The organism is Aureibaculum luteum (assembly GCF_003449015.1).
Taxonomy (GTDB): Bacteria; Bacteroidota; Bacteroidia; order Flavobacteriales; family Flavobacteriaceae; genus Aureibaculum; species Aureibaculum luteum.
In genome coordinates this window covers 491,210-512,082 of the sequence record NZ_QRGD01000003.1, presented here as the reverse complement: position 1 = coordinate 512,082, position 20,873 = coordinate 491,210, and the positions used below count along the sequence as shown (strand labels likewise).

Genomic DNA, 20,873 nt, shown 5'->3' with positions numbered 1-20,873 from the left:
ACGTGATGTTTAATGATTTATTTGATACAAAGATGAATAGTTTTTGAAAGTGAATGATAACCGAAACTGGTCAAAACACATCCCCCTGTAAATTGGGGTGCAAAGAAAAACCCATCTCTTTAAATTTTAAGAGACGGGTTTTTTGAAAAGGTATTTTTGTAAAAGTTGTTGTATTACAAACCAAAATTATTATTGGTGTCATCAATGTCTGCCATAAGATGACTTGGGTCTATTTCTACTGATTTAACCGCTTTTTGGGCACTAAAGGAATATGTAGGAGCTGTCCAAGACCAACTATTTAAAGGAGTTGCTGCCGTTGGTTTTGAGCCTAACATCATTTTAAGTGGAATATAAAAATTTTCATCAGTACCATCAGTATAGGTCACTTTTAAATCTAAAGGCATTGGCATTTTTCCAATACGTTTTAGAGTTATTTGATTCGTGTCAACGTTATCAACAGCGTAATCTATTGTTGCTGTTGTTTTGGTAAAATAGATCAAATACCAGTCTAACTGTATACCAGATACTTTTTCAGCAGTACGCTTAATATCATTTGGCGTAGGGTGTTTAAATTTAAAGTCCTCAAAATATTTTTTCAACGTTTTTTCAAGATTTTCTTTGCCAATTATATATCCTAATTGTGCTAAAAATACGGCACCTTTGCTATAGGCAGAATTACTGTATGAATAGTTATAAGTATAATGATCAGCTAATGTAGTTAATGGTTCTTCTACACCAGATTTTGCTAATCTTAAATAACCTCTATAAGAACCCGCATTAGGGTTTTCTTTTTCTTGATTTAAAATATCGTTCATGGCTTGGCTAGAAATATATGAAGTAAAACCCTCATCCATCCATTCGTGCTTAGTTTCGTTGGTTGCCAATAAAAATTGAAACCAGGTATGAGCAAATTCATGAGCCGTAACCCCCACTAAAGATCCAAAATTACGACCACCAGTTATAAGGGTACACATAGCATATTCCATTCCGCCATCACCACCTTGAATAACTGAATATTGTTTGTATGGATATTGCCCTATATGCGTGTTGTAGTAAGATAGCAACTCCGCTGTTTTAGGTTGTAATTTCTTCCAATTCTCAATAATTTCTTTATCATTTTTGTAGAAAAAATGTAAGGTAACATCATTTTCACCTTTAATTTTATCATGAATATACTCAGAATCAGCAGCCCAAGTAAAATCATGTACGTTTGGTGCTTTGAAATGCCAAGTTAATTTTTTTACTTTCTTTTTATGTTTTATTGGCATATCAGAATAGCCATGTCCAATTTCGTTAGGGTTTTGTAAATACCCCGTTCCACCTATCGTATACTCTTTATCAATCGTAATTTTCACATCAAAATCGCCCCAAACACCATGAAACTCTCTGGCAATGTATTGATTTGTTTGCCACCCTTCAAAATCATATTCGGCTAATTTTGGATACCATTGTGTCATCGATAAAGCTATACCTTCATCACTGTTTCTTCCAGAACGTCTAATCTGTAAAGGCACTTGTCCTTTAAAGTTCATGTCTAAAACTGTTTTGCCACCTGGAATTATAGGAGTATTTAAAGTTACTTTTAAAATAGTACCTATAACTTCATGTTTAACATCAACACCGTCTTGTTGTAGGGCATTAACTTTAATAAAACCAATTTCATTTGGCTTTAATTTAGCAATTCTACTTTCATAAATTGGAGCCTTTCTAGTTCCAAGATTATTGACCATTCTACCATCGGGATCTGCAATGTTCTGTAACCTGATATCCATATCACTACCTGGTTGAAAGGCATTAAATTGTAAATGGTAGAAAACTTCATCTAATGTGTCTGGAGAGTTATTGGTGTAAACTAATTTTTGTGTACCATCATATTGATAGTTTTCTACATTCATATCAATATTCATGCTGTAATCAACATGTTGTTGCCAATAATTTGTGTTTTGTGCAGCAACCGAAATGGTTATTATTAATCCAATAAAAGATGTGAATTTTCTCATTTTTAAATTTATTTTATATATCGCAATATACTAAGAACAAGTTTGTAACCAAAAAAAAAGAGAAGTCAATGATATCTACTATTGACTTCTCTTTTTCTTAAAAAATTAAAATTATAAGCTTTTTAATTATTTTGACATTTTTTCTGCCATAACAAGAGCGTTATAAGCATTTAAGATTTTACCAGAAGCTGATAAATCTTTAAATGGTACTCTGTTTGATTCAGTTCCAGGTTTTATAACTGCGTTATTAAACTCTATACCAGAATCCATTATAATTTTTTTAACTTGACTAGCCGTTAATTCTGGGTAATATGATCTTACCAAAGCCGCAACACCTGCAACTTCTGGAGCAGCCATTGAAGTACCTTGTATTGATTCATATTCATCTTTAGGTACTGTAGAGTATATTTCTAACCCTGGGGCAAATATGTCTACATTCTTTATTCCGTAATTTGAAAAGGAAGCTGCAAGTTTATCATCATAATGTCTAGTCATAGCACCAACTGTAATTACATTGTCTGCATATTCTACTAATTTATCTTTAGAATCATTTGGGAAATTTTCAGCAACATCGATATCACTACCATCATTACCTGCTGCATGCACTAATAATACATCTTTTTCTTCCGCATATTTAATAGCATCATATACCCACTCTGCATTAGGTGAATAACTTTTGCCAAAACTCATGTTTACAACTTTGGCTCCATTATCAGCTGCATAACGTATGGCTAAAGCAACATCTTTATCATACTCATCACCATCCGGCACAGCTCTAATTGACATGATTTTTACGTTTTGTGCAACACCATTCATTCCAACACCATTATTTCTTTCGGCCGCTACAATACCAGCAACATGTGTTCCGTGCATTTCACCATCTTTAGATCCTATCGTATAAGCATTTCCATAGTTAGTATCTGTAATATCATAAGGATCATCTCCTGTTACGCGACCATTATAATCAATTTTATATTGAGAATTTAACTGCGTACTATAGTGGTTCACAATATTATCTAGTTGCTTTTCGGCACCTTCAACTGTATCTCCACTGCTTATAATTCTCATAATAGTAAATTTACCTTGTTGCAGCATTTGATCATCAAGTTTTACTGAATTTATATTATCTAAATTCATTTCTTTACCCACTAATAATTTAGAAAGTGTATCATTAGCTTTGACAATCAAATCTTTTACTGCCTTGTATTGATTTACTTGAGCTTCAGCACTCTTGTTTTTTTCATCTATAGTTTTCTTGAGTTTGGTAAACAATTCAAACTCTGCTTTATCTGCTTCATCAATATCTTCGGCTGATTTTCCATCAAATTTTGGCATCCATTTTTTTACCATTCTAGTCATTTCTAGTTGTTCAGGAGCAGTTGAACCTTTTTCGCCACCTAAGAAGTTCCAACCATGAATATCATCAACATATCCATTGTTATCATCATCTTTCCCATTACCAGCTATTTCGTCTTCATTTACCCAAGCAACATCATTTAGATCTTCATGCTCAATGTCAATACCAGAATCGATGATACCAACAATTACCGTTTTACCTTTTTTGTTTTTTACAAAATCATAGGCTTTATCTATACTCATTCCAGGAATTGAATCTGTAAAAATGTCCATATGTGGCCATTCTTGTATTTCAGACTCGGTCATTTCGCCAGTTTTAGGAACTATGCTATCCGTAGTTACCTCAATTATAGTTTCTGTTACTGAATTAGAAGTTGTGTTCGTCGTCGTTTTTGTTGTACCACAACTTGTAATTAGCATTGCAGCAATTGCTACAAAAGAAAATGGTTTTAAAATTCTCATGTTTATTAAATTAATTAAAAATATCGTTAAAAGTAAAAGTTTGATCTAATCGTACACCTTTTTCTGTATGTTTTACGGTACAGATTTCATTATGTGCATCATGCTCCATAAATAGCATAAATTTATTGTCAGCTGCTGTATTTAAAAAGACTTGCTTTTCGTCTAAGGTTAATAAGGGTCTAGTATCATAGCCCATAACGTAAGGTAAAGGGATGTGCCCAGTGGTAGGAAGTAAATCGGCCATGAAAACTAAAGTTTGTCCCTTATATTTAATATGAGGAATCATTTGTTTATCAGTATGTCCATCAACAAATAGTATATCAAAATCTAATTCTGAATTTTCACAAAAATTTGAAGTAGGCATTTTAATAAATTCTAATTGTCCACTTTCTTTTATGGGATTGATGTTTTCTTTAAAAAAAGAAGCTTTTTCTCTTGCGTTAGGTTCAGTAGCCCATTTCCAATGATCTTCATTGCTCCAGAATTTAGCATTTTTAAAGGCAGGCTCGTAACCTGTTTTATCTTTATTAAATTGGATGCTTCCACCACAATGGTCAAAATGTAAATGGGTCAAAAACACGTCGGTAATGTCATCTCTATGAAAGCCATATTTTGCCAACGAAGATTCTAGTGTGGCATCTCCATATAAGTCATAATAGCTAAAAAATTTATCAGACTGTTTATTTCCTAAACCGGTGTCAATCAATGTTAATCTTTCTCCATCTTCAATTAACATACTTCGCATACCCATATCAATAAGGTTTTTAGCGTCAGCAGGATTTGTTTTTTGCCATAACGTTTTTGGAACAACGCCAAACATGGCTCCGCCGTCTAACTTAAAATTTCCGGTCTCAATTGGGTATATTCTCATTTTTATAGATAAAAGAATACAAATGTCTTAAAAATAAGTCAGATAAATGTTAAATAAATGAGAAAAAAGAGGTTGAGATAGTAGTGGAGTAATTAATGTAAATAGCTTCTAATTTGCTCGTTTGAGTAATCATTTTTATAGAAAAAAATTAAGATTTAATCCTTTAAAAAAAAAGAGGCGTCGAGCGGATTCGAACCGCTGTACAAGCTTTTGCAGAGCTCTGCCTAGCCACTCGGCCACAACGCCTTTTAATTAAGGCTACAAATCTAAACAAATAAATAGTGATTCCACAAAATAATAACTATTTTTTCTTAGACATTTTAATAGTTACCAAAGCTACGTTACCACCAATGGGTGGATTAACTTTAGAAACTTCTACTGTTGCCTTTTTAACGATAGGAATTTCATCAATAATTCGTGTTAGAATTCTATCCGCTACAGTTTCCAATAACTTAGTTCTTACACTCATTTCTTCTTTTACAATCCTATTAAGATGAACATAATCTACTGTGTCTGCTAAATTATCTGTTTTGGCTGATTTTGAAAGGTCAGATTTAACAGCTAGGTCAACTTTATATTCAGAACCAATTTTCCCTTCTTCATCTAAGCATCCATGGTAGGCATAGACTCTTATATTCCTCACTTTTATAATTCCCATAAAATAAATATTTTGGTAAATATAAAATATTATTGTTTCTTGTTCAATTGTAAATTCAACTATTTATTTTTCTAATTTTTTACTATGAAGGCTCGTAAATATTTTATACTAATTAGTACTATTACAGTGACTTCCATTTTGTTAATGGCACTTGTTTGGCTAGGAATTTTATGGAGTTTTATAATTGTAGCTCCCTTAGTTTTAATGGGTGTTTTTGACATGATTCAAAAGAGTCATACCATTAGAAGAAATTTCCCTTTAATAGGTCGTTTTAGATATGTTTTAGAGTCTGTCAGACCTGAAATAATGCAGTATTTTGTAGAAACAGATACCGAAGGCCGACCTTTAAACAGAATTTTAAGATCATTAATATATAGACGTGCCAAAAAAGTAAATGATACGGAGCCATTTGGAACACAAATGAATTTATACCATTCAGGTTATGAATGGATGGAACATTCAATGTATGCGAAACAAAATCCTCAAGAAATTGGTAAATTTCCAAGGTTAGTAATTGGTGGTGTGGATTGTAAACAGCCTTACTCAAGTAGTTTATTAAATATTTCGGCCATGAGTTTTGGGTCATTAAGCACCAATGCTGTTATGGCATTGAACAAAGGAGCAAAAATGGGCAATTTTGCACACAATACGGGTGAAGGAGGCATAAGTCCATACCATTTAAAACATGGAGGTGATTTAATTTGGCAAGTTGGTACTGGCTATTTTGGTTGTAGAAATAATGATGGTACATTTAATGAGGAAACATATAGAGATAATGCAATAAGGCCTGAGGTTAAAATGATTGAGATAAAATTGTCTCAAGGAGCTAAGCCAGGCCATGGAGGTATTTTGCCAGCTTCAAAAAACACAGAAGAAATTGCAGCCATAAGACATATAAAACCAGGTGTTGCTGTACATTCTCCACCATCACATTCGGCTTTTTCAGATCCAATAGAGTTTATGCATTTTATAAAAAAATTACGTGATTTAAGTGGTGGTAAGCCTGTTGGTTTTAAGCTTTGTATTGGAAGAAGACAAGAGTTTATGGATTTTTGTGAAGCGATGATTTGTACTGGAATAAAACCTGATTTTATAACCGTTGATGGTGGTGAAGGAGGGACAGGTGCAGCTCCTGTAGAATTTTCAAATTCGATGGGTATGCCATTACGTGAAGGACTTGTTTTTGTGCATGACACCTTAAAAGGATTTAACTTACGAAAAGATATTAAAGTAATAGTTGCAGGTAAAATAATAACAGGTTTTCATATAGCTAGAGCCTTAGCTTTAGGGGCAGATGCATGTAATAGTGCACGAGCAATGATGCTGTCTATTGGGTGTATACAGGCATTACAATGCAACAACAATACATGTCCCGTTGGTGTTGCTACTCAAAATAAATCCTTAGTCAAAGGGCTAGATGTTGAAGACAAATCAATAAGAGCACATAATTATCATGATGCTACAATACACAGTTTTTTAGAGCTCATAGCGGCTGTAGGTCTTGATGGACCTTACGATCTTAGGCGTGAGCATATTAACAAAAGAGTTGGAATGTATAATGTTTTGACATATGATGAGATTTACCCACCAGTAGAAGAAGGTTGTCTTCTAAAAATAGAAACAATTCCAGATAATTATCAGAAGTTTTTTAAGCTTACAAGAATTAGATAAATTTGAATAAAAAGAAGTTATATCGTCACTCTAAATTGAAACTTTTAGATTGAATTCTGTATAATAAAAATCTTATTCTTATAATTAATAATCAGCAGAAGCAGGATAGTTTTTCATAAACCGTTCAGCAACGTCAATCATATTGGTACTGCCGCAGAAAAAGGGAACGCGTTGGTGTAATTCTGTTGGCTTAATATCCATAATTCTCATATAACCATCAGATGCTTTTCCTCCTGCTTGCTCAGCTAAAAACGCCATAGGGTTACATTCATATAATAAACGTAATTTACCTTTAGGAGCTTTAGTACTTGTTGGGTAAATATAAATACCACCTTTGATCATGTTTCTATGAAAATCAGAAACTAATGATCCTATATAACGCGAAGTATAAGGTCTATCTCCCTCTTCCATTTGGCAATATTTCAAATAATCTTTTACACCTTGTGGAAAATGCACATAATTACCTTCATTTATAGAATAAATAGTGCCATCTTCAGGAAACATCATATCAGGGTGCGATAGATAAAATGTTCCAATAGCTGGGTTCAAAGTAAATCCATTTACGCCATGACCGGTAGTAAATACCAACATGGTTGATGTTCCATAAACAATATAGCCTGCAGCAACTTGTTTATTGCCTTCTTGTAAAAAATCTTCTAACTGAACTGGGGTTCCAGATTTGGTAACACGTCTATAAATAGAAAAAATGGTTCCAACAGATACATTTACATCTACGTTAGACGATCCGTCAAGTGGATCAATCAATACTACATATTTATTTTCGTTTGAGTCGTCATTACCCGAAATGGTAACAAAGTCATCTTCTTCTTCACTTGCTATACCACAAACAATTTCTCTATTGGTAAGGGTTTCCATAAAAATAGTGTTGGCATAAACATCTAATTTTTGTTGATCTTCACCTTGAATATTCGTTTCACCTGCTTTACCCAATATATCAACTAAACCCGCTTTATTTACTTCATGATTTACCACTTTTGCCGCTAATCTGATTGAGTTAATTAGTCGAGATAACTCTCCTGAAGAATATTTAAACTGTTTTTGGTTTTCTATAATAAACTCACCTAATGTGCTGTGCTGTTGCATTTGTGTTGATTTTGTTGAACCCTAACTTGTTATACCTACAAATAACGTTAAATTTGTGCAAACATTATTAAAATATGAATTTTAAAATAAGAAAAGCCGAACCAAATGATATGGAATCGGTACTGAAGTTGATTAATGAATTGGCTGTTTTTGAGAAAGAACCTGATGCCGTAGAAATAACAGTTGATGACTTAATTGAAAATGGATTTAGAGAACATCCTGCGTTTTATCTTCATTTAGCTGAATTGGACAATATCGTTGTTGGGATGGCTCTTTTTTATCATAGGTTTTCAACTTGGAAAGGCTCTTCATTGCATTTAGAAGATTTAATAGTAACCCAAAAGCATAGACAAGAGGGTATTGGTAAAGCATTATATGATAGTGTTCTAAAGTTTGCCGTAAATAACAAAATAAATAGAGTTGAGTGGGTTGTTTTAGATTGGAATACACCAGCTGTAAATTTTTATAAAAGTACAGGAGCCACAGTATTTGAAGAATGGAATATTTGTCAAATGCCTCGTGAAAAAATAGTTGAATATTTATCCAAAGAAAATTAATTTACAATGCATAACAGATTTAATAAATGAAGGTATTTAAATTTGGAGGAGCATCCGTAAAAGATGCTAGAGGTGTAAAGAATATTGTTACCGTTTTAAATGAAGTTGGTTACCAAGATTTACTTATTGTGGTGTCAGCGATGGGTAAAATGACGAATGCTTTTGAAAAAGTCTCAGACGCTTATTTTTTTAAAAAGGAAGAATTACCAGTATTTATAAAAGAAGTAAGAGATTATCATTACAATATAGTAAACGAATTATTTGAAAATAAAGAACATAAAGTTTTTTCAGAAATAGAAAATCTATTTATTGGATTAACGGGTTTTATGATTCGAAATAAATCAACAGATTATAATTTTGTTTATGATCAAATAGTTAGTATTGCTGAGCTCATATCCACAAAAATTGTAAGTTGCTATTTAAATGAATCAGCCATTGAAAATACTTGGTTTGATGTGAGAGAGTGTATTAAAACGAATAGTGATTATCGTGACGCTAAAGTGGATTGGAAACTGACCGAAAAATCAATTGTAAATAAAATTAATCCGCAAATATTATACATCACTCAGGGTTTTATTGCGGCTAATGAACATGGTAACACTACCACTTTGGGAAGAGAAGGGTCTGATTATTCGGCAGGTATATTTGCTTATGGTCTTAATGCTGATAGTTTGACGATTTGGAAAGATGTAGAGGGTGTTTTAAATGCAGATCCTCGTTATTTTAAGGAAACACAATTGCTGGAACAAATATCATACACTGAGGCTATAGAGTTGGCTTTTTATGGAGCTTCTGTTATACACCCTAAAACCTTGCAGCCGTTGCAGAATAAGGGGATTCCTTTATTGGTTAAATCATTTTTAAACCCAAACAAAAAGGGCACGCATGTAAGTGATGGTAAGAGACTGGTCCCTGAAATACCTTGTTTTATCGTTAAAAAAAATCAATTATTTCTCTCCATCTCTGCTTTAGATTTTTCTTTTGTCGTTGAGCAAAATATTAGTGAAATATTTAATTTGTTTCATCAATACAAAATGAAAGTAAACTTGATTCAAAATTCAGCAATTAGCTTTTCTATTTGTTTGGAAGATAATTTTAGTTTGATTAAAAACCTATTAACGGAGCTCAGTTATAAGTATAAAGTAGTATGTTTTAAAAATGTTTCTTTATATACAGTTAGACATTTTAAAAATAAAAATATTAAGGATTTAGAACAAAATAACAAAGTATTGTTAAAACAATTAACTCAAGAAACTATGCAGATAGTTGTTCAATAAATTACCTATATTTGAGGCTGTCAAAAACCCAACATGGAATTAGTATCTTCTAAAGAAATTGCCAAAGTAATACACCTAGACAAATATGGTTTTGTAGGTACATTTATGGGCTGGGTATTAATGAAAGTTCTCCGCCTATCAAAACTAAACAGAGTTTACACGAAGCATAAAGATAAAAAAGATGTTGTATTTTTAAATGCCATTTTAGATGAGTTACAAATAAAATTTGAAATACCTAAAGAGGATTTAAAACGCATACCGAAAGATGGAGCTTTTATAAGTATTTCAAATCACCCATTAGGAGGTATTGACGGTGTTCTATTGTTAAAGTTGTTGGTAGAAAAAAGACCAGACTATAAAATAATTGGCAATTTTTTGTTACATAGAATTGAGCCGTTAAAGCCCTATGTAATGCCTGTCAATCCTTTTGAAGACCGCAAGGACGCGAAATCAAGTATTACAGGACTAAAAAATGCATTACAACATTTAAGAGACGGTAATTCATTGGGTATTTTTCCCGCTGGGGAAGTTTCAACATATAAAGATGGAAAATTAATTGTAGATAAACCTTGGGAAGAAGGAGCTATAAAATTAATCCATAAAGCAAATGTACCTGTTATTCCCATTTATTTTCACGCAAAAAACAGCCGGTTGTTCTATTTTCTTTCCAAAATAAATAGTGTTTTAAGGACGGCAAAACTGCCATCAGAAGCACTGCGTCAAGGAAGTAGAATTATAAAGGTTAGAATAGGGAAAGTGATTTCTGTAAAAGATCAAAAAGAGCATGAAGATATTGACGATTTTCATAATTTTCTTCGAAAGAAAACATACATGTTGGCAAATCCGTTCGAGGTAAATAATAGGCTCATAAAAACACCATCTTTAAAAATTCCGAAACAACCTAAAGAGGTTATTCCGCCAGTTTCAATTGAAAAAATTAATAAAGAAATTGAAAACTTAAGAAGTGGAGATGCTCGTTTGTTAGAAAGCAAGAATTATGAAGTCTTTTTAGCAGAAAGTGATCAAATACCATATATATTACGTGAAATAGGAAGGCTAAGAGAAATTACCTTTAGAGAAGTGGGTGAGGGTACAAATAATGATATTGATATTGATGTTTATGATAAGTACTATCAGCACATGTTCCTATGGGACAATGAGGCAAAAATAGTTGCTGGTGCTTATCGAATGGGCTTGGGTAAAGAAATTTTTAAAAAGCATGGCATAAGAGGGTTTTACATTAGCACCTTGTTTAGAATGGAGCCAGAGTTGTTTAAGATGATGGAGAAAACAATTGAAATGGGAAGGGCTTTTATTATTAAAGACTATCAGCAAAAACCGATGCCATTGTTTTTATTATGGAAAGGAATAGTGCATGTAACGTTAAGGTTTCCCGATCATAAATTTTTAATGGGTGGGGTTAGTATTAGTAATCAGTTTTCAAATTTTTCTAAGTCATTAATGATTGAGTTTATGAAATCTAATTATTATGACCCGTATTTGGCTCAATATATACATCCTAAAAAAGAATATAAAGTAAAATTAAATGATGTAGATAAAGACTTTGTTTTTGATGAAAGCAAATCTGATATGCAGAAATTTGATAAAATTATTGATGAATTAGAGCCAGGAGCTTTGCGTTTACCAGTATTATTAAAAAAGTATGTAAAGCAAAATGCCAGGTTGGTTGCTTTTAATGTTGATCCGAAATTTAATAATGCCATTGACGGATTAATGTACATTAGAATTGCCGACTTACCTGAAAGCACGGTAAAACCAGTTATGGAGGAATTTCAAGCGGAGTTAGAAAGAAAACTTTCCGAGAATGAAAATCAAATATAAATGAAAAAAAAATATCCTAAAATAGCAGTTTTTGGAGGCGGTAGTTGGGCTACAGCTATTGTAAAAATGTTGAGTGAAAATATTAATGAAATTGGTTGGTATATGCGAAGTACTTCGGTAATTGAGTATATTAAATCTGATCAACATAATCCAAAATATCTAAGTTCAGTGGAGTTTGATACTGAGCAATTACTATTGAGTAATGATATTAACGAAATGGTTAATTATGCGGACTATTTGGTTTTTGCTATTCCTTCTGCTTTTCTTAGTCAAGAGTTAGATAAGCTCAATGTTTCACTTGAGGGAAGAATAATTTTTTCAGCAATAAAAGGAATTGTTCCAGAATCAGGATTAATAGTTGGAGAGCATTTTCATGAAAAATATAATATTCCTTTTGAAGATATTGGTGTTATCACTGGGCCTTGCCATGCAGAAGAGGTTGCTTTAGAACGCTTGTCGTATTTAACCTTGGCCTGTAAGGATAGAAAGAAGGCGAGTGTTATGAGTGCATTGTTGGCCAGTCGATATATTAAAACAAAGACTTCTGATGATATTGTAGGTACAGAATATGCTGCGGTTTTAAAAAATATTTATGCCATTGCGGCTGGAGTAGCTCATGGTGTTGGTTATGGTGATAATTTCCAAGCGGTACTTATGTCAAATGCCATTAGAGAAATGAAAGGTTTCATTAAAAAAGTACATAAAATGAAACGTAATATTAATAATTCTGCCTATTTAGGTGATTTATTAGTTACCGGATATTCAGTATTCAGTAGAAATAGAATGTTTGGTAACATGATTGGTAAAGGCTATACCGTAAAATCTGCAATGCTAGAAATGAGTATGGTGGCTGAAGGGTATTATGCTACAAAAAGTGCTTATAAAATCAAGGAAGAAAATGGTGCTAAAACACCAATAATTGATACCATTTATAAAATTCTTTACGAAAATAAAGATCCCAAAAAAGAGTTTGAAAAATTGTCAGATATCCTAGACTAGCTAAAATTTCAAAGAAAAAATTCTGAATAAATTACCAATTTCAAAATTTATTTTAAGCTTCTTGAGGTTTGTTTTGTTGTACAAATAATCCTTCATTTAATAAATTTAATGCCCTAACCTTATCGTTCTTTTCAACCAGTAGTGAAATGTTATATTGGCTACCACCGTAGGAAATCATGCGTATAGCTACATCAGTTAAACAATTTAATACAGCCGCACTGATTCCTTTTCCACTATGTGAAAAATTACCAGCAAGACAAATAATACTCATGTCAGTGTCATATTCTACTTTACCAATAGTGTTCAATTCTTCAACAATTTCTTTCAGATATTTCTGATTGTCTATGGTAAGTGAAACCGCAATTTCTGAAGTGGTAATCATATCAATTGGAGTGTGATATTTTTCAAAGACTGCAAAAACATTATTTAAAAAACCATATGCCATTAGCATTCGGTATGATTTTATTTTTATAGCAATAATACCATCTTTAGCAGCAATGGCTCTAACACCAGTACTATTGTGACAATTTTTAATTAAAGTTCCTTTTGCTTCAGGATTAAATGTATTTTTTAGGAGAACGGGAATATTATTTTTTTGAGCAGGAATTATACTTTGTGGATGCAAAATTTTTGCTCCGAAATACGCTAATTCTGCCGCCTCGTCGAAAGAGATTTCTCCTATTGGAAAAGTGTTTTCAACATATCGAGGGTCGTTGTTGTGCATACCATCAATGTCTGTCCAAATTTGTATTTGTTCTGCATTAATAGCGGCACCAATTAAAGAAGCACTATAATCACTACCCCCTCTTTTTAAATTATCAACCTCGTTATTGGGGTTTAGGCAAATAAAACCTTGTGTAATAATTGTTTTAGCCTTGTTATTAGCTAAAATTGCAGTTAATTTTGTTTTTATTTTTTCGTTTTCAGGTTCTTCATTCGTGTCAATTGACATAAAATCAAGAGCTGAAATTAATGCTGTAGAATTACCTAATTGTTTTTGGTAAATTTGAAACAAATTGGTGGAGATAATTTCACCTTGAGCTAAAATTATTTTTTCATTTTTAGTCGCTTCATTAGTAAACAATCTTAATTCTTCGAATTTCGTTTTAATGAATGGCTGTGCATCTAAGTGGTGACTTTCTTCATTAAATAATTCTGAAATCAATTGGTTATAGCTTAACTCCAGTTTGTTAATTATGGCAATAGCATCTTCTTTTTTATCATTAGCTAGACAGTTATTTATTTCAACTAAGCTATTTGTGGTGCCTGAAACAGCCGATAAAACTATTATTTTTTCACGGTCACAATCATTTATAATGGCTGCTACTTTTTTTATGTTTTCGGCACTACCAACTGACGTTCCACCAAATTTAAAAACTATCATAATCTAAAATTTTACACAAAAGTTGCTTAGTTCGCATTGTTATACAACTTTTTAATTTATTTTTACAAATTATAACAAATAGTTTAAATTTAAACAAATGAAAACCATTCAAGAAGCTGTTACTGCAATTATAAATAAAACGCCATTTATTGAAGAGGCCCTTTATGATAAATTAATTAACGTATCGTCATTAGCTAGAGTTATAAAACCAGAAGTTGAAAAAATATTAAAGAAAGAAATAAAAGAGGGTGCTATAATGATGGCTGTGAATAGGTTGTCGCCATCCAGTGTGTTAAAAGTTAGAAAAAATATTAAACGAATAGCCTTGTCTTCTGGCGACTTTATTATGCGATCAGACTTATGTGATTATACATTTAAAAATACGGCAACCTTAGTTTCGAAAATAACCAAATTACTAAATGATATTGGTAATGATAGTGATAATTTCTTTACCATATCACAAGGTGTCTTTGAAACGAGTATTGTAATAAGTAAAAAACTAAAACTAAAAGTTGAAGAAATATTTGATGGTGAAGAGGTGCTTTGGGCGGCTTCAAATTTAGCTTCATTAACCATAAAATTACCGAAGACTAATGTGGAACAGTCTGGTATTTATTATTTTATTTTAAAACAATTGGCTTGGGCAAATATTTCAGTGCAAGAGATAATTTCAACTACAAATGAAATTACTATAGTAGTTAAAGAAACCGATATTAAACAGACTTTTTCTATTTTAATGGATATGAAGTTGTCTTAGGGTAAGTTGGGTGTTTCCTTAATTTAGTGCTTTACAGATTGTGTTGACCTTCTTTTTATAAAAATCAATATAAGTCCAACAATAATAAAAGGAATGCTTAAAATTTGTCCCATATTGATACTCATTGCGTCTTCAAACCCTACTTGGTTTTCTTTAAAAAATTCAATCATAAATCTAGCAGAAAACACTAAGACTAAAAGTAGTCCAAAAATTTGTCCGTTAGGTAATTTATTAGCCATTTTCTTATAGGTAAATAGTAAAATTCCGAATATTAAAAGGTATGAAAATGCTTCGTAAAGTTGGGTTGGATGTCGTGGTATTAAATCATCTCTTTGAAAAATAACACCCCAATTCCCATCTGTTGGTTTTCCATAAATTTCAGAGTTCATAAAATTCCCTAATCTAATGAAGACAGCTACTATTGGTGTGGCAATTGCGATTCTGTCTAAGACCCATAAAAAGTTTGTTTTATATTTTTTGCAGTAAATGCCAATTGCAATTAAAGCACCAATAGCACCTCCATGACTTGCTAATCCTTGGAAACCTGTAAATTGATAAGAACCTTCTATCTTTTGAATTGGCAATAAAATTTCGATAGGGTTTTGAAAGTAATATGAAGGCTCATAAAAGAAACAATGTCCGAGTCTTGCTCCTAAGACGATTCCAATAATAATATAGAAAAACAACTTCTCTAAATTTTTAACTGGGATATTTTCTTTAATGTAAATACGTTTGGCCACATAATTAGCCAAAAGAAGACCTGTTATGAAAAATAAGCCATAATATTTTAATGGAAAAGAATCAGTTATCCAATAAATAACTGGATCAAGATTCCAAGTTACAATTCTTTCATTCATAAGTTGTGCTGAGTCTATTCAATTTTAAGTACAGTAATTATAAAATATTAAAACCTTTTTTTCTTTTTTGCCCTATGATACATGATATAGGCAATGACAACTAGTACAGCAAACGGTAAATAAGTGCCAATTAAAATACCTATTTCATAGCCGCCATCAGGAGCGTCCTTGAGCTTTTTTTCAATATCAAGTTGTTGTACTATGGTTAACAAATTCATATTATTTTTTCTTTCTAATTCTACGGACAATAAAATAAATTGCCACTACTAAAATTACATACCAAAGATATTGGCCAACATTTTCACCAGCAGCTTCTGCTTGACTGATTAATGCGATTTTCGAAAATAAGGTTATTGTCATCATACTTTTAAATATCTATTAGTGGTTATTTTTTAAATTTTTGAAGAGCTTCTTTAGTAAAATCAGACAATACCAATTGTCCACTAATTTCTGCTCTTTCTATTAATAAGGTTTTCCAATTTTCTGTACCTTCCCAAAACACTTTTTTCATTGCTTTTAAGGAATCGGGGTTGTAGCTCGCTAATTTTTTTGAAAGACTTTCTACATATGCATCCATATCTCTAGTGTTTTCAAAAACTCTAGCATATAAATTATTCTCTTTTGCCCAATAGGCAGAATGCCATTCGGTAGCATCTAAAGAAAGTTTGCTAAATGCAGCAATTCCAATTTTACGAGTAACCGCAGGTTCAATTACAAAAGGACCAATACCAATGGTAAGTTCTGACAATTTAATATCAGCTTTTTCGGTGGCAAAACAATAGTCAGTTGCGGCAATAATACCAACGCCACCACCAACTGCTTTTCCTTGAACTCTACCAATAATTGGTTTAGAGCAAGTCCGCATAGCATTGATTAAGTTGGCAAATCCAGAAAAGAATTGTTTGCCTTCTTCTAAATTATTAATGGCAATTAATTCGTCAAAAGAAGCACCTGCACAGAATGTTTTATCACCCTCACTTTGTAAAATAATGACTTGAATAGAAGAGTCTTCACTTAAACGATTAATATTTTCTATCAGTCTATCTAAAAGTTCAGTAGGAAAAGAATTACTTGCCGGATGTCCAAAAGTAAGTGTTGCTATATTTTCTTTAATACTAGTAAGTACGGTGCCTTTCATTAGTTGTTTTCTTCAAAAGTTGCTCCATTAGCGGTAACAGATCTGTCAATTTTTCGCATTAAACCTTGTAAAACTTTACCAGGTCCAACTTCAGTAAATTCAGTAGCACCATCTTTAATCATTTGCTGAATCGATTGTGTCCAACGTACAGGAGCTGTTAATTGAGCTACCAAGTTCTTTTTAATATCAGAGGCATTACTTACGGCCTTAGCCGCTACGTTTTGATATATTGGGCAATTGGGTTCGCTAAACAATGTGTTTTCGATCGCCGCGGCTAATTCTTCACGTGCAGGTTCCATTAATGGAGAGTGAAAAGCACCACCAACAGGCAATACTAAAGCTCTTCTAGCTCCTGCAGCTGTTAAGGCTTCGCAGGCTAGGTTTATGGCAGAAACTTCACCTGAAATAACCAATTGACCAGGGCAGTTATAATTTGCGGCAACTACAATTCCTGGCGTTTTTTCACAAATATTTTCGACAATCTCATCTTCTAAGCCTAAAACGGCCGCCATTGTAGATGGTTGTATTTCACATGCTTTTTGCATGGCTAAAGCTCGTTGCGACACTAATTTTAATCCGTCTTCAAATGATAAAGTGCCGTTGGCGACTAAGGCAGAAAATTCTCCTAAAGAATGGCCAGCAACCATTTCTGGTTTAAAACTATCACCTAAAGTTTTTGCTAAGGCTACAGAGTGTAAAAATATTGCAGGTTGCGTAACTTTGGTTTCTTTCAGTTGTTCAGGGGTGCCTTCGAACATAATATCAGTTATTGAAAACCCTAATATTGAATTGGCTTGTTCAAAAAGATCTTGAGCAATATTAGATTTTTCGTAGATGTCTAAACCCATTCCTGAAAATTGAGCTCCTTGACCAGGGAAAATATATGCGTGCATAAGTTGGTTTTAAAGTTGTTTTACAAAAATAGAAAATTTGAACCTAACAAGTGTTGTGATTGTTAAGTTAGTTTTCTTACTACTTTCACAAATATTTTATACTTTCGTAATTCTACTATGGATCACGAAAAAAAATTACTAGGCTACAAGATTTACTTAGTTTTAGCAGCACTTTTTATTACCTCATTGGTAGTATCTAATTTAATATTTCAAAAGTTTTTCACCTGGGATTTTTTTGGTGTTTACACTTTTGAAATTTCTGTTGGTATTTTGCCCTATCCATTAACCTTTTTAGTTACTGATCTTATTTCTGAAATCTATGGTAAGAAAAAGGCAAACCAGGTAGTAATTGCTGGAATTTTTGCATCATTTTTTTCGTTGCTTATTATATTTGTTGCCGAGGCAGTACCGGCCACTTCATGGTCGCCTGTTAATGATACCGTATTTAATAATGTTTTTGGCTTGTCAGTATTAGCAGTGTTTTCTTCTATGATTGCCTATTTGTTAGCTCAGTTTGTAGATATACGCATTTACCATTATTGGAAAAAGTTAACCAAGGGGAGGCATTTATGGTTGAGAAATAATTTCTCTACAGTTACCTCTCAGTTTTTAGATACCTTTTCAGTGCTATTTTTACTGTGTTCTTTTGGAATTATAGAATGGGAATTATTTGGAAAATTATTATTAAATGGGTTTCTGTTTAAGGTAATGATTGCATTTTTAGATACACCAATTTTATATATTGCGGTACACTATTTTAGACAGTTATTTAATCTAGAAGTTGGAGATGAATTAATATTAGACGCAGAGGTTCTGCCGATAAATAACAAGTAGTAAGAGGTCGTTTGTGTAGAACAAAGTGTTAAGCTAAATCATTTTTAAGGGCATAAACGACCATACCAATTCTGTTTTTTACTTGTAATTTTTTAAAAAGTTGCTCACGGTAACCATCAATAGTTTTTGGACTTAAATGCATAACATCTGCAATCTCTTTATAAGTCATTTCTGTACTTGCCAATTTTAAAAATTCCAATTCTCTGCCTAATAGCTTTATTTTAGGTTCTTCAGTAGGATGTAGTGAATGAACTAAGGTGTCAGAAACTCTTTTTGAATGGTAATAACCTTCATTAATTAAGGCTAATAATGCTTCTTTTAAAATATCAGGATGGATGTCTTTGAGTAAATACCCTTTGGCTCCATTCTTAATCATTTTTAAAATAGAACTTTCATTGTCGTCCATTGATAAAGCTAACACTTTAATACTTGGATAATTTTCATTTAAAAATTTAGTCGTTTCTAAGCCATCCATAATGGGCATATTTAAATCCATTAAGGCTATTTCAGGAAGTTTAGATTCGTTCTTTAAGTTGTCGATAAAAATCTTTCCATTTAAAGCGTGCTGTGTTACTTCAAATTCATTAAAAGTATTGATTAATCCTTTTAATGATTGAGCAAAAAGTAGGTGGTCATCTATTATGGCAACAGTATGTTTAGACATCTTTTTTTTGTTTTGGATATGTTAAAGTTAGTGAAACCCCTTTGTCTTTTTCAGATTTTAAATCAAACTCGGCGTTAATTAGTTTTGCACGGCTCTTCATATTTAGCAATCCTGAGCCCTTTTTAACTATATTTTCGTCAAAACCGACCCCGTAATCTTGAATTTTAATTTTTAAAAATTCATGGGTACAGTTTGCCGTGATTTCAATTTTCTTAGATTTAGAATGTTTAATGGAATTAGAAAGAAATTCCTGAACAATTCTAAATAAAATAATTTCATCTTTTTGATTAATAGGTGTAATATTACCTTTAACATCAAAGGTAGCATTTATATAATTTAGTCGGTTAAATCGGTCAATTTCAAGTTGTATAGCCTCATGTAAACCAATATTTTTAACCACTTCAGGATTTAACAATTTTGATAATGATCTTATTTCTTGTAAACTTTTTGAAATAATATCGCCCGTGTCTTGTACTAAAGTTTTTTGCTCTTCAGTTAAACTAGGTTGCACCATATTCAGTTGCATTCTTGCAACCGAAAGTAATTGCCCAACATTATCATGCAACTCCCAACTTATATTTTGCAAGGTTTGTTCTTGCGTTTCTAATTTTGATTTGATAATTTCTTCATCAAAACGCTGCTTTGCTACTTCTTTGTCAAATAAAAATTTAACCTTTCTATTTTGAAAAATACTAAAAATTATAATGATAATAACAATCAATAAAACAATAGTAAGCGTTGCAATTAAAATTATGATAGTTATGTCTCCTTGCTCCATAATGGTATAACTAATTTAATCAATCTTTTCTACTCTTTTGCTCCATATAAAGCCAAATGTAAAGATCAGGTACATTGTTATAGCCAATATATAAATAATTAAATATAATTTGTGTATACCTGGAAAAACGGTGTAATCGTTGTATTTTAATGAAAAAGGTATAGTTCCAGTATGAAATAATAGAAGACCTACACTTATCCAGAATAATAATGTTTTATGAAAAATTATTATTCTGTCTGACTTTAGTAATTGTGTAAAATAAAACATGATGGTAATAATCAGGAAAATTGATCCCGCTACATAGGGTAGTTCAGACATTTCAAAAGCAAAACTCTGTATAAAAGTCCAATTTATTATCGAAATAAGTATATAAGAGAGTATAAATACTTTAATGATTTTTTTTTGTTTGGAATTATTAATGATTTTTAAATAAATCATAAAAATTACAACAAAAAGTATAAAATATAATAGGTTGAATAACCATAGATTGTAGCCTACCCCATCTTTGTCAAAAAAAACCAAAACACTGTTATTTCTTGCATACCATCCAATACATTCGGTTATGGTAATATACCAAAGTAAAAATAGAAAATATTTTAAGGGAGTGTGCTTATACTTGTAAAAATAAATTGTACCAATAGTTGCTGACAATAATTCTGAGAATACGATAAAATTTCTAAAAGAATCTATTGACATCTTATTTATTTTTTGGTGTTAAATATCAAAAGAAGAAATATTATCTTTAATTAGATTATTTAAGGTTTTATTATC

The 20,873-nt window shown here is 31.9% G+C and carries 21 protein-coding genes and 1 tRNA gene; 7 read left to right on the top strand and 15 right to left on the bottom strand.

Features of this window, described 5'->3' with window-relative positions; all coding sequences use genetic code 11:
• Positions 1-173 precede the first annotated feature (173 nt).
• From D3P13_RS10475 to folB, 5 genes are all read right to left on the bottom strand, one after another.
• Positions 174-2,000 carry a M1 family metallopeptidase gene (locus D3P13_RS10475; RefSeq protein WP_117882088.1) on the bottom strand — a complete coding sequence of 609 codons (1,827 nt, stop codon included), beginning with the start codon at positions 1,998-2,000 and terminating at the stop codon, positions 174-176.
• Positions 2,001-2,126: 126 nt separating this feature from the next.
• Complete coding sequence (locus tag D3P13_RS10470; RefSeq protein WP_117882086.1) at positions 2,127-3,818, bottom strand: S8 family peptidase; 1,692 nt, start codon at positions 3,816-3,818, stop codon at positions 2,127-2,129.
• 10 nt (positions 3,819-3,828) lie between these two features.
• Positions 3,829-4,689, bottom strand: a complete 861-nt coding sequence (locus D3P13_RS10465; RefSeq protein WP_117882084.1) for an MBL fold metallo-hydrolase — start codon at positions 4,687-4,689, stop codon at positions 3,829-3,831.
• Between the two features lie 175 nt (positions 4,690-4,864).
• Positions 4,865-4,935, bottom strand: a tRNA-Cys gene (locus D3P13_RS10460).
• A gap of 55 nt (positions 4,936-4,990) precedes the next feature.
• Complete coding sequence (gene folB, locus D3P13_RS10455) at positions 4,991-5,347, bottom strand: dihydroneopterin aldolase (protein ID WP_117882081.1); 357 nt, start codon at positions 5,345-5,347, stop codon at positions 4,991-4,993.
• An 84-nt stretch (positions 5,348-5,431) separates the two neighbouring features.
• Here folB and D3P13_RS10450 point away from each other — a divergent pair, with 84 nt between their 5' ends.
• On the top strand, positions 5,432-7,018 hold the full coding sequence (locus D3P13_RS10450; RefSeq protein WP_117882080.1) for an FMN-binding glutamate synthase family protein: 1,587 nt from the start codon (positions 5,432-5,434) through the stop codon (positions 7,016-7,018).
• Positions 7,019-7,102: 84 nt separating this feature from the next.
• Here D3P13_RS10450 and fbp read toward each other — a convergent pair whose 3' ends face one another.
• Positions 7,103-8,122: a class 1 fructose-bisphosphatase gene (fbp, locus tag D3P13_RS10445; RefSeq protein ID WP_117882078.1), complete on the bottom strand. Its 1,020-nt coding sequence runs from the start codon at positions 8,120-8,122 to the stop codon at positions 7,103-7,105.
• Positions 8,123-8,196: 74 nt separating this feature from the next.
• On the opposite strand from fbp, the gene D3P13_RS10440 reads away from it, so the two are divergent.
• The 4 genes from D3P13_RS10440 to D3P13_RS10425 are packed head-to-tail and all read left to right on the top strand — an operon-like array spanning position 8,197 to position 12,797.
• Positions 8,197-8,679 carry a GNAT family N-acetyltransferase gene (locus D3P13_RS10440; RefSeq protein WP_117882075.1) on the top strand — a complete coding sequence of 161 codons (483 nt, stop codon included), beginning with the start codon at positions 8,197-8,199 and terminating at the stop codon, positions 8,677-8,679.
• A 26-nt stretch (positions 8,680-8,705) separates the two neighbouring features.
• Positions 8,706-9,956: an aspartate kinase gene (locus tag D3P13_RS10435; RefSeq protein ID WP_117882073.1), complete on the top strand. Its 1,251-nt coding sequence runs from the start codon at positions 8,706-8,708 to the stop codon at positions 9,954-9,956.
• Between the two features lie 33 nt (positions 9,957-9,989).
• On the top strand, positions 9,990-11,798 hold the full coding sequence (locus D3P13_RS10430; RefSeq protein WP_117882071.1) for a GNAT family N-acyltransferase: 1,809 nt from the start codon (positions 9,990-9,992) through the stop codon (positions 11,796-11,798).
• Positions 11,799-12,797, top strand: coding sequence for an NAD(P)H-dependent glycerol-3-phosphate dehydrogenase (locus D3P13_RS10425; protein ID WP_117882069.1), 999 nt, complete (start codon positions 11,799-11,801; stop codon positions 12,795-12,797).
• Between the two features lie 52 nt (positions 12,798-12,849).
• Here D3P13_RS10425 and D3P13_RS10420 read toward each other — a convergent pair whose 3' ends face one another.
• The gene (locus D3P13_RS10420) at positions 12,850-14,181 is read right to left on the bottom strand and encodes an aspartate kinase (protein ID WP_117882067.1); all 1,332 of its coding nucleotides are present in this window, start codon (positions 14,179-14,181) and stop codon (positions 12,850-12,852) included.
• Positions 14,182-14,278: 97 nt separating this feature from the next.
• Here D3P13_RS10420 and D3P13_RS10415 point away from each other — a divergent pair, with 97 nt between their 5' ends.
• Complete coding sequence (locus D3P13_RS10415) at positions 14,279-14,938, top strand: hypothetical protein (RefSeq protein ID WP_117882065.1); 660 nt, start codon at positions 14,279-14,281, stop codon at positions 14,936-14,938.
• Positions 14,939-14,961: 23 nt separating this feature from the next.
• Here D3P13_RS10415 and lgt read toward each other — a convergent pair whose 3' ends face one another.
• The 5 genes from lgt to fabD are packed head-to-tail and all read right to left on the bottom strand — an operon-like array spanning position 14,962 to position 17,826.
• The gene (gene lgt / locus D3P13_RS10410) at positions 14,962-15,795 is read right to left on the bottom strand and encodes a prolipoprotein diacylglyceryl transferase (protein WP_117882063.1); all 834 of its coding nucleotides are present in this window, start codon (positions 15,793-15,795) and stop codon (positions 14,962-14,964) included.
• Between the two features lie 47 nt (positions 15,796-15,842).
• Positions 15,843-16,013 carry a hypothetical protein gene (locus D3P13_RS22085; RefSeq protein WP_198680008.1) on the bottom strand — a complete coding sequence of 57 codons (171 nt, stop codon included), beginning with the start codon at positions 16,011-16,013 and terminating at the stop codon, positions 15,843-15,845.
• Position 16,014: 1 nt separating this feature from the next.
• On the bottom strand, positions 16,015-16,158 hold the full coding sequence (locus tag D3P13_RS21925) for a hypothetical protein (RefSeq protein WP_157972892.1): 144 nt from the start codon (positions 16,156-16,158) through the stop codon (positions 16,015-16,017).
• Between the two features lie 22 nt (positions 16,159-16,180).
• Positions 16,181-16,933, bottom strand: a complete 753-nt coding sequence (locus D3P13_RS10405; RefSeq protein ID WP_117882061.1) for an enoyl-CoA hydratase/isomerase family protein — start codon at positions 16,931-16,933, stop codon at positions 16,181-16,183.
• Complete coding sequence (gene fabD / locus D3P13_RS10400; RefSeq protein WP_117882059.1) at positions 16,933-17,826, bottom strand: ACP S-malonyltransferase; 894 nt, start codon at positions 17,824-17,826, stop codon at positions 16,933-16,935. Before fabD ends, D3P13_RS10405 begins: the two co-directional genes overlap by 1 nt.
• Positions 17,827-17,943: 117 nt before the next feature.
• On the opposite strand from fabD, the gene D3P13_RS10395 reads away from it, so the two are divergent.
• Positions 17,944-18,660 carry a queuosine precursor transporter gene (locus tag D3P13_RS10395; protein WP_117882057.1) on the top strand — a complete coding sequence of 239 codons (717 nt, stop codon included), beginning with the start codon at positions 17,944-17,946 and terminating at the stop codon, positions 18,658-18,660.
• A 28-nt stretch (positions 18,661-18,688) separates the two neighbouring features.
• Here the strand turns inward: D3P13_RS10395 and D3P13_RS10390 are convergent, their stop codons facing one another.
• The 3 genes from D3P13_RS10390 to D3P13_RS10380 are packed head-to-tail and all read right to left on the bottom strand — an operon-like array spanning position 18,689 to position 20,798.
• Positions 18,689-19,324: a response regulator transcription factor gene (locus tag D3P13_RS10390; protein ID WP_117882055.1), complete on the bottom strand. Its 636-nt coding sequence runs from the start codon at positions 19,322-19,324 to the stop codon at positions 18,689-18,691.
• Positions 19,317-20,102 (bottom strand): sensor histidine kinase, encoded by a 786-nt coding sequence (locus tag D3P13_RS10385; protein WP_117882053.1) that lies wholly within the window; start codon positions 20,100-20,102, stop codon positions 19,317-19,319. Before D3P13_RS10385 ends, D3P13_RS10390 begins: the two co-directional genes overlap by 8 nt.
• Before the next feature lie 15 nt (positions 20,103-20,117).
• On the bottom strand, positions 20,118-20,798 hold the full coding sequence (locus D3P13_RS10380) for a hypothetical protein (RefSeq protein WP_117882051.1): 681 nt from the start codon (positions 20,796-20,798) through the stop codon (positions 20,118-20,120).
• Positions 20,799-20,873 lie beyond the last annotated feature (75 nt).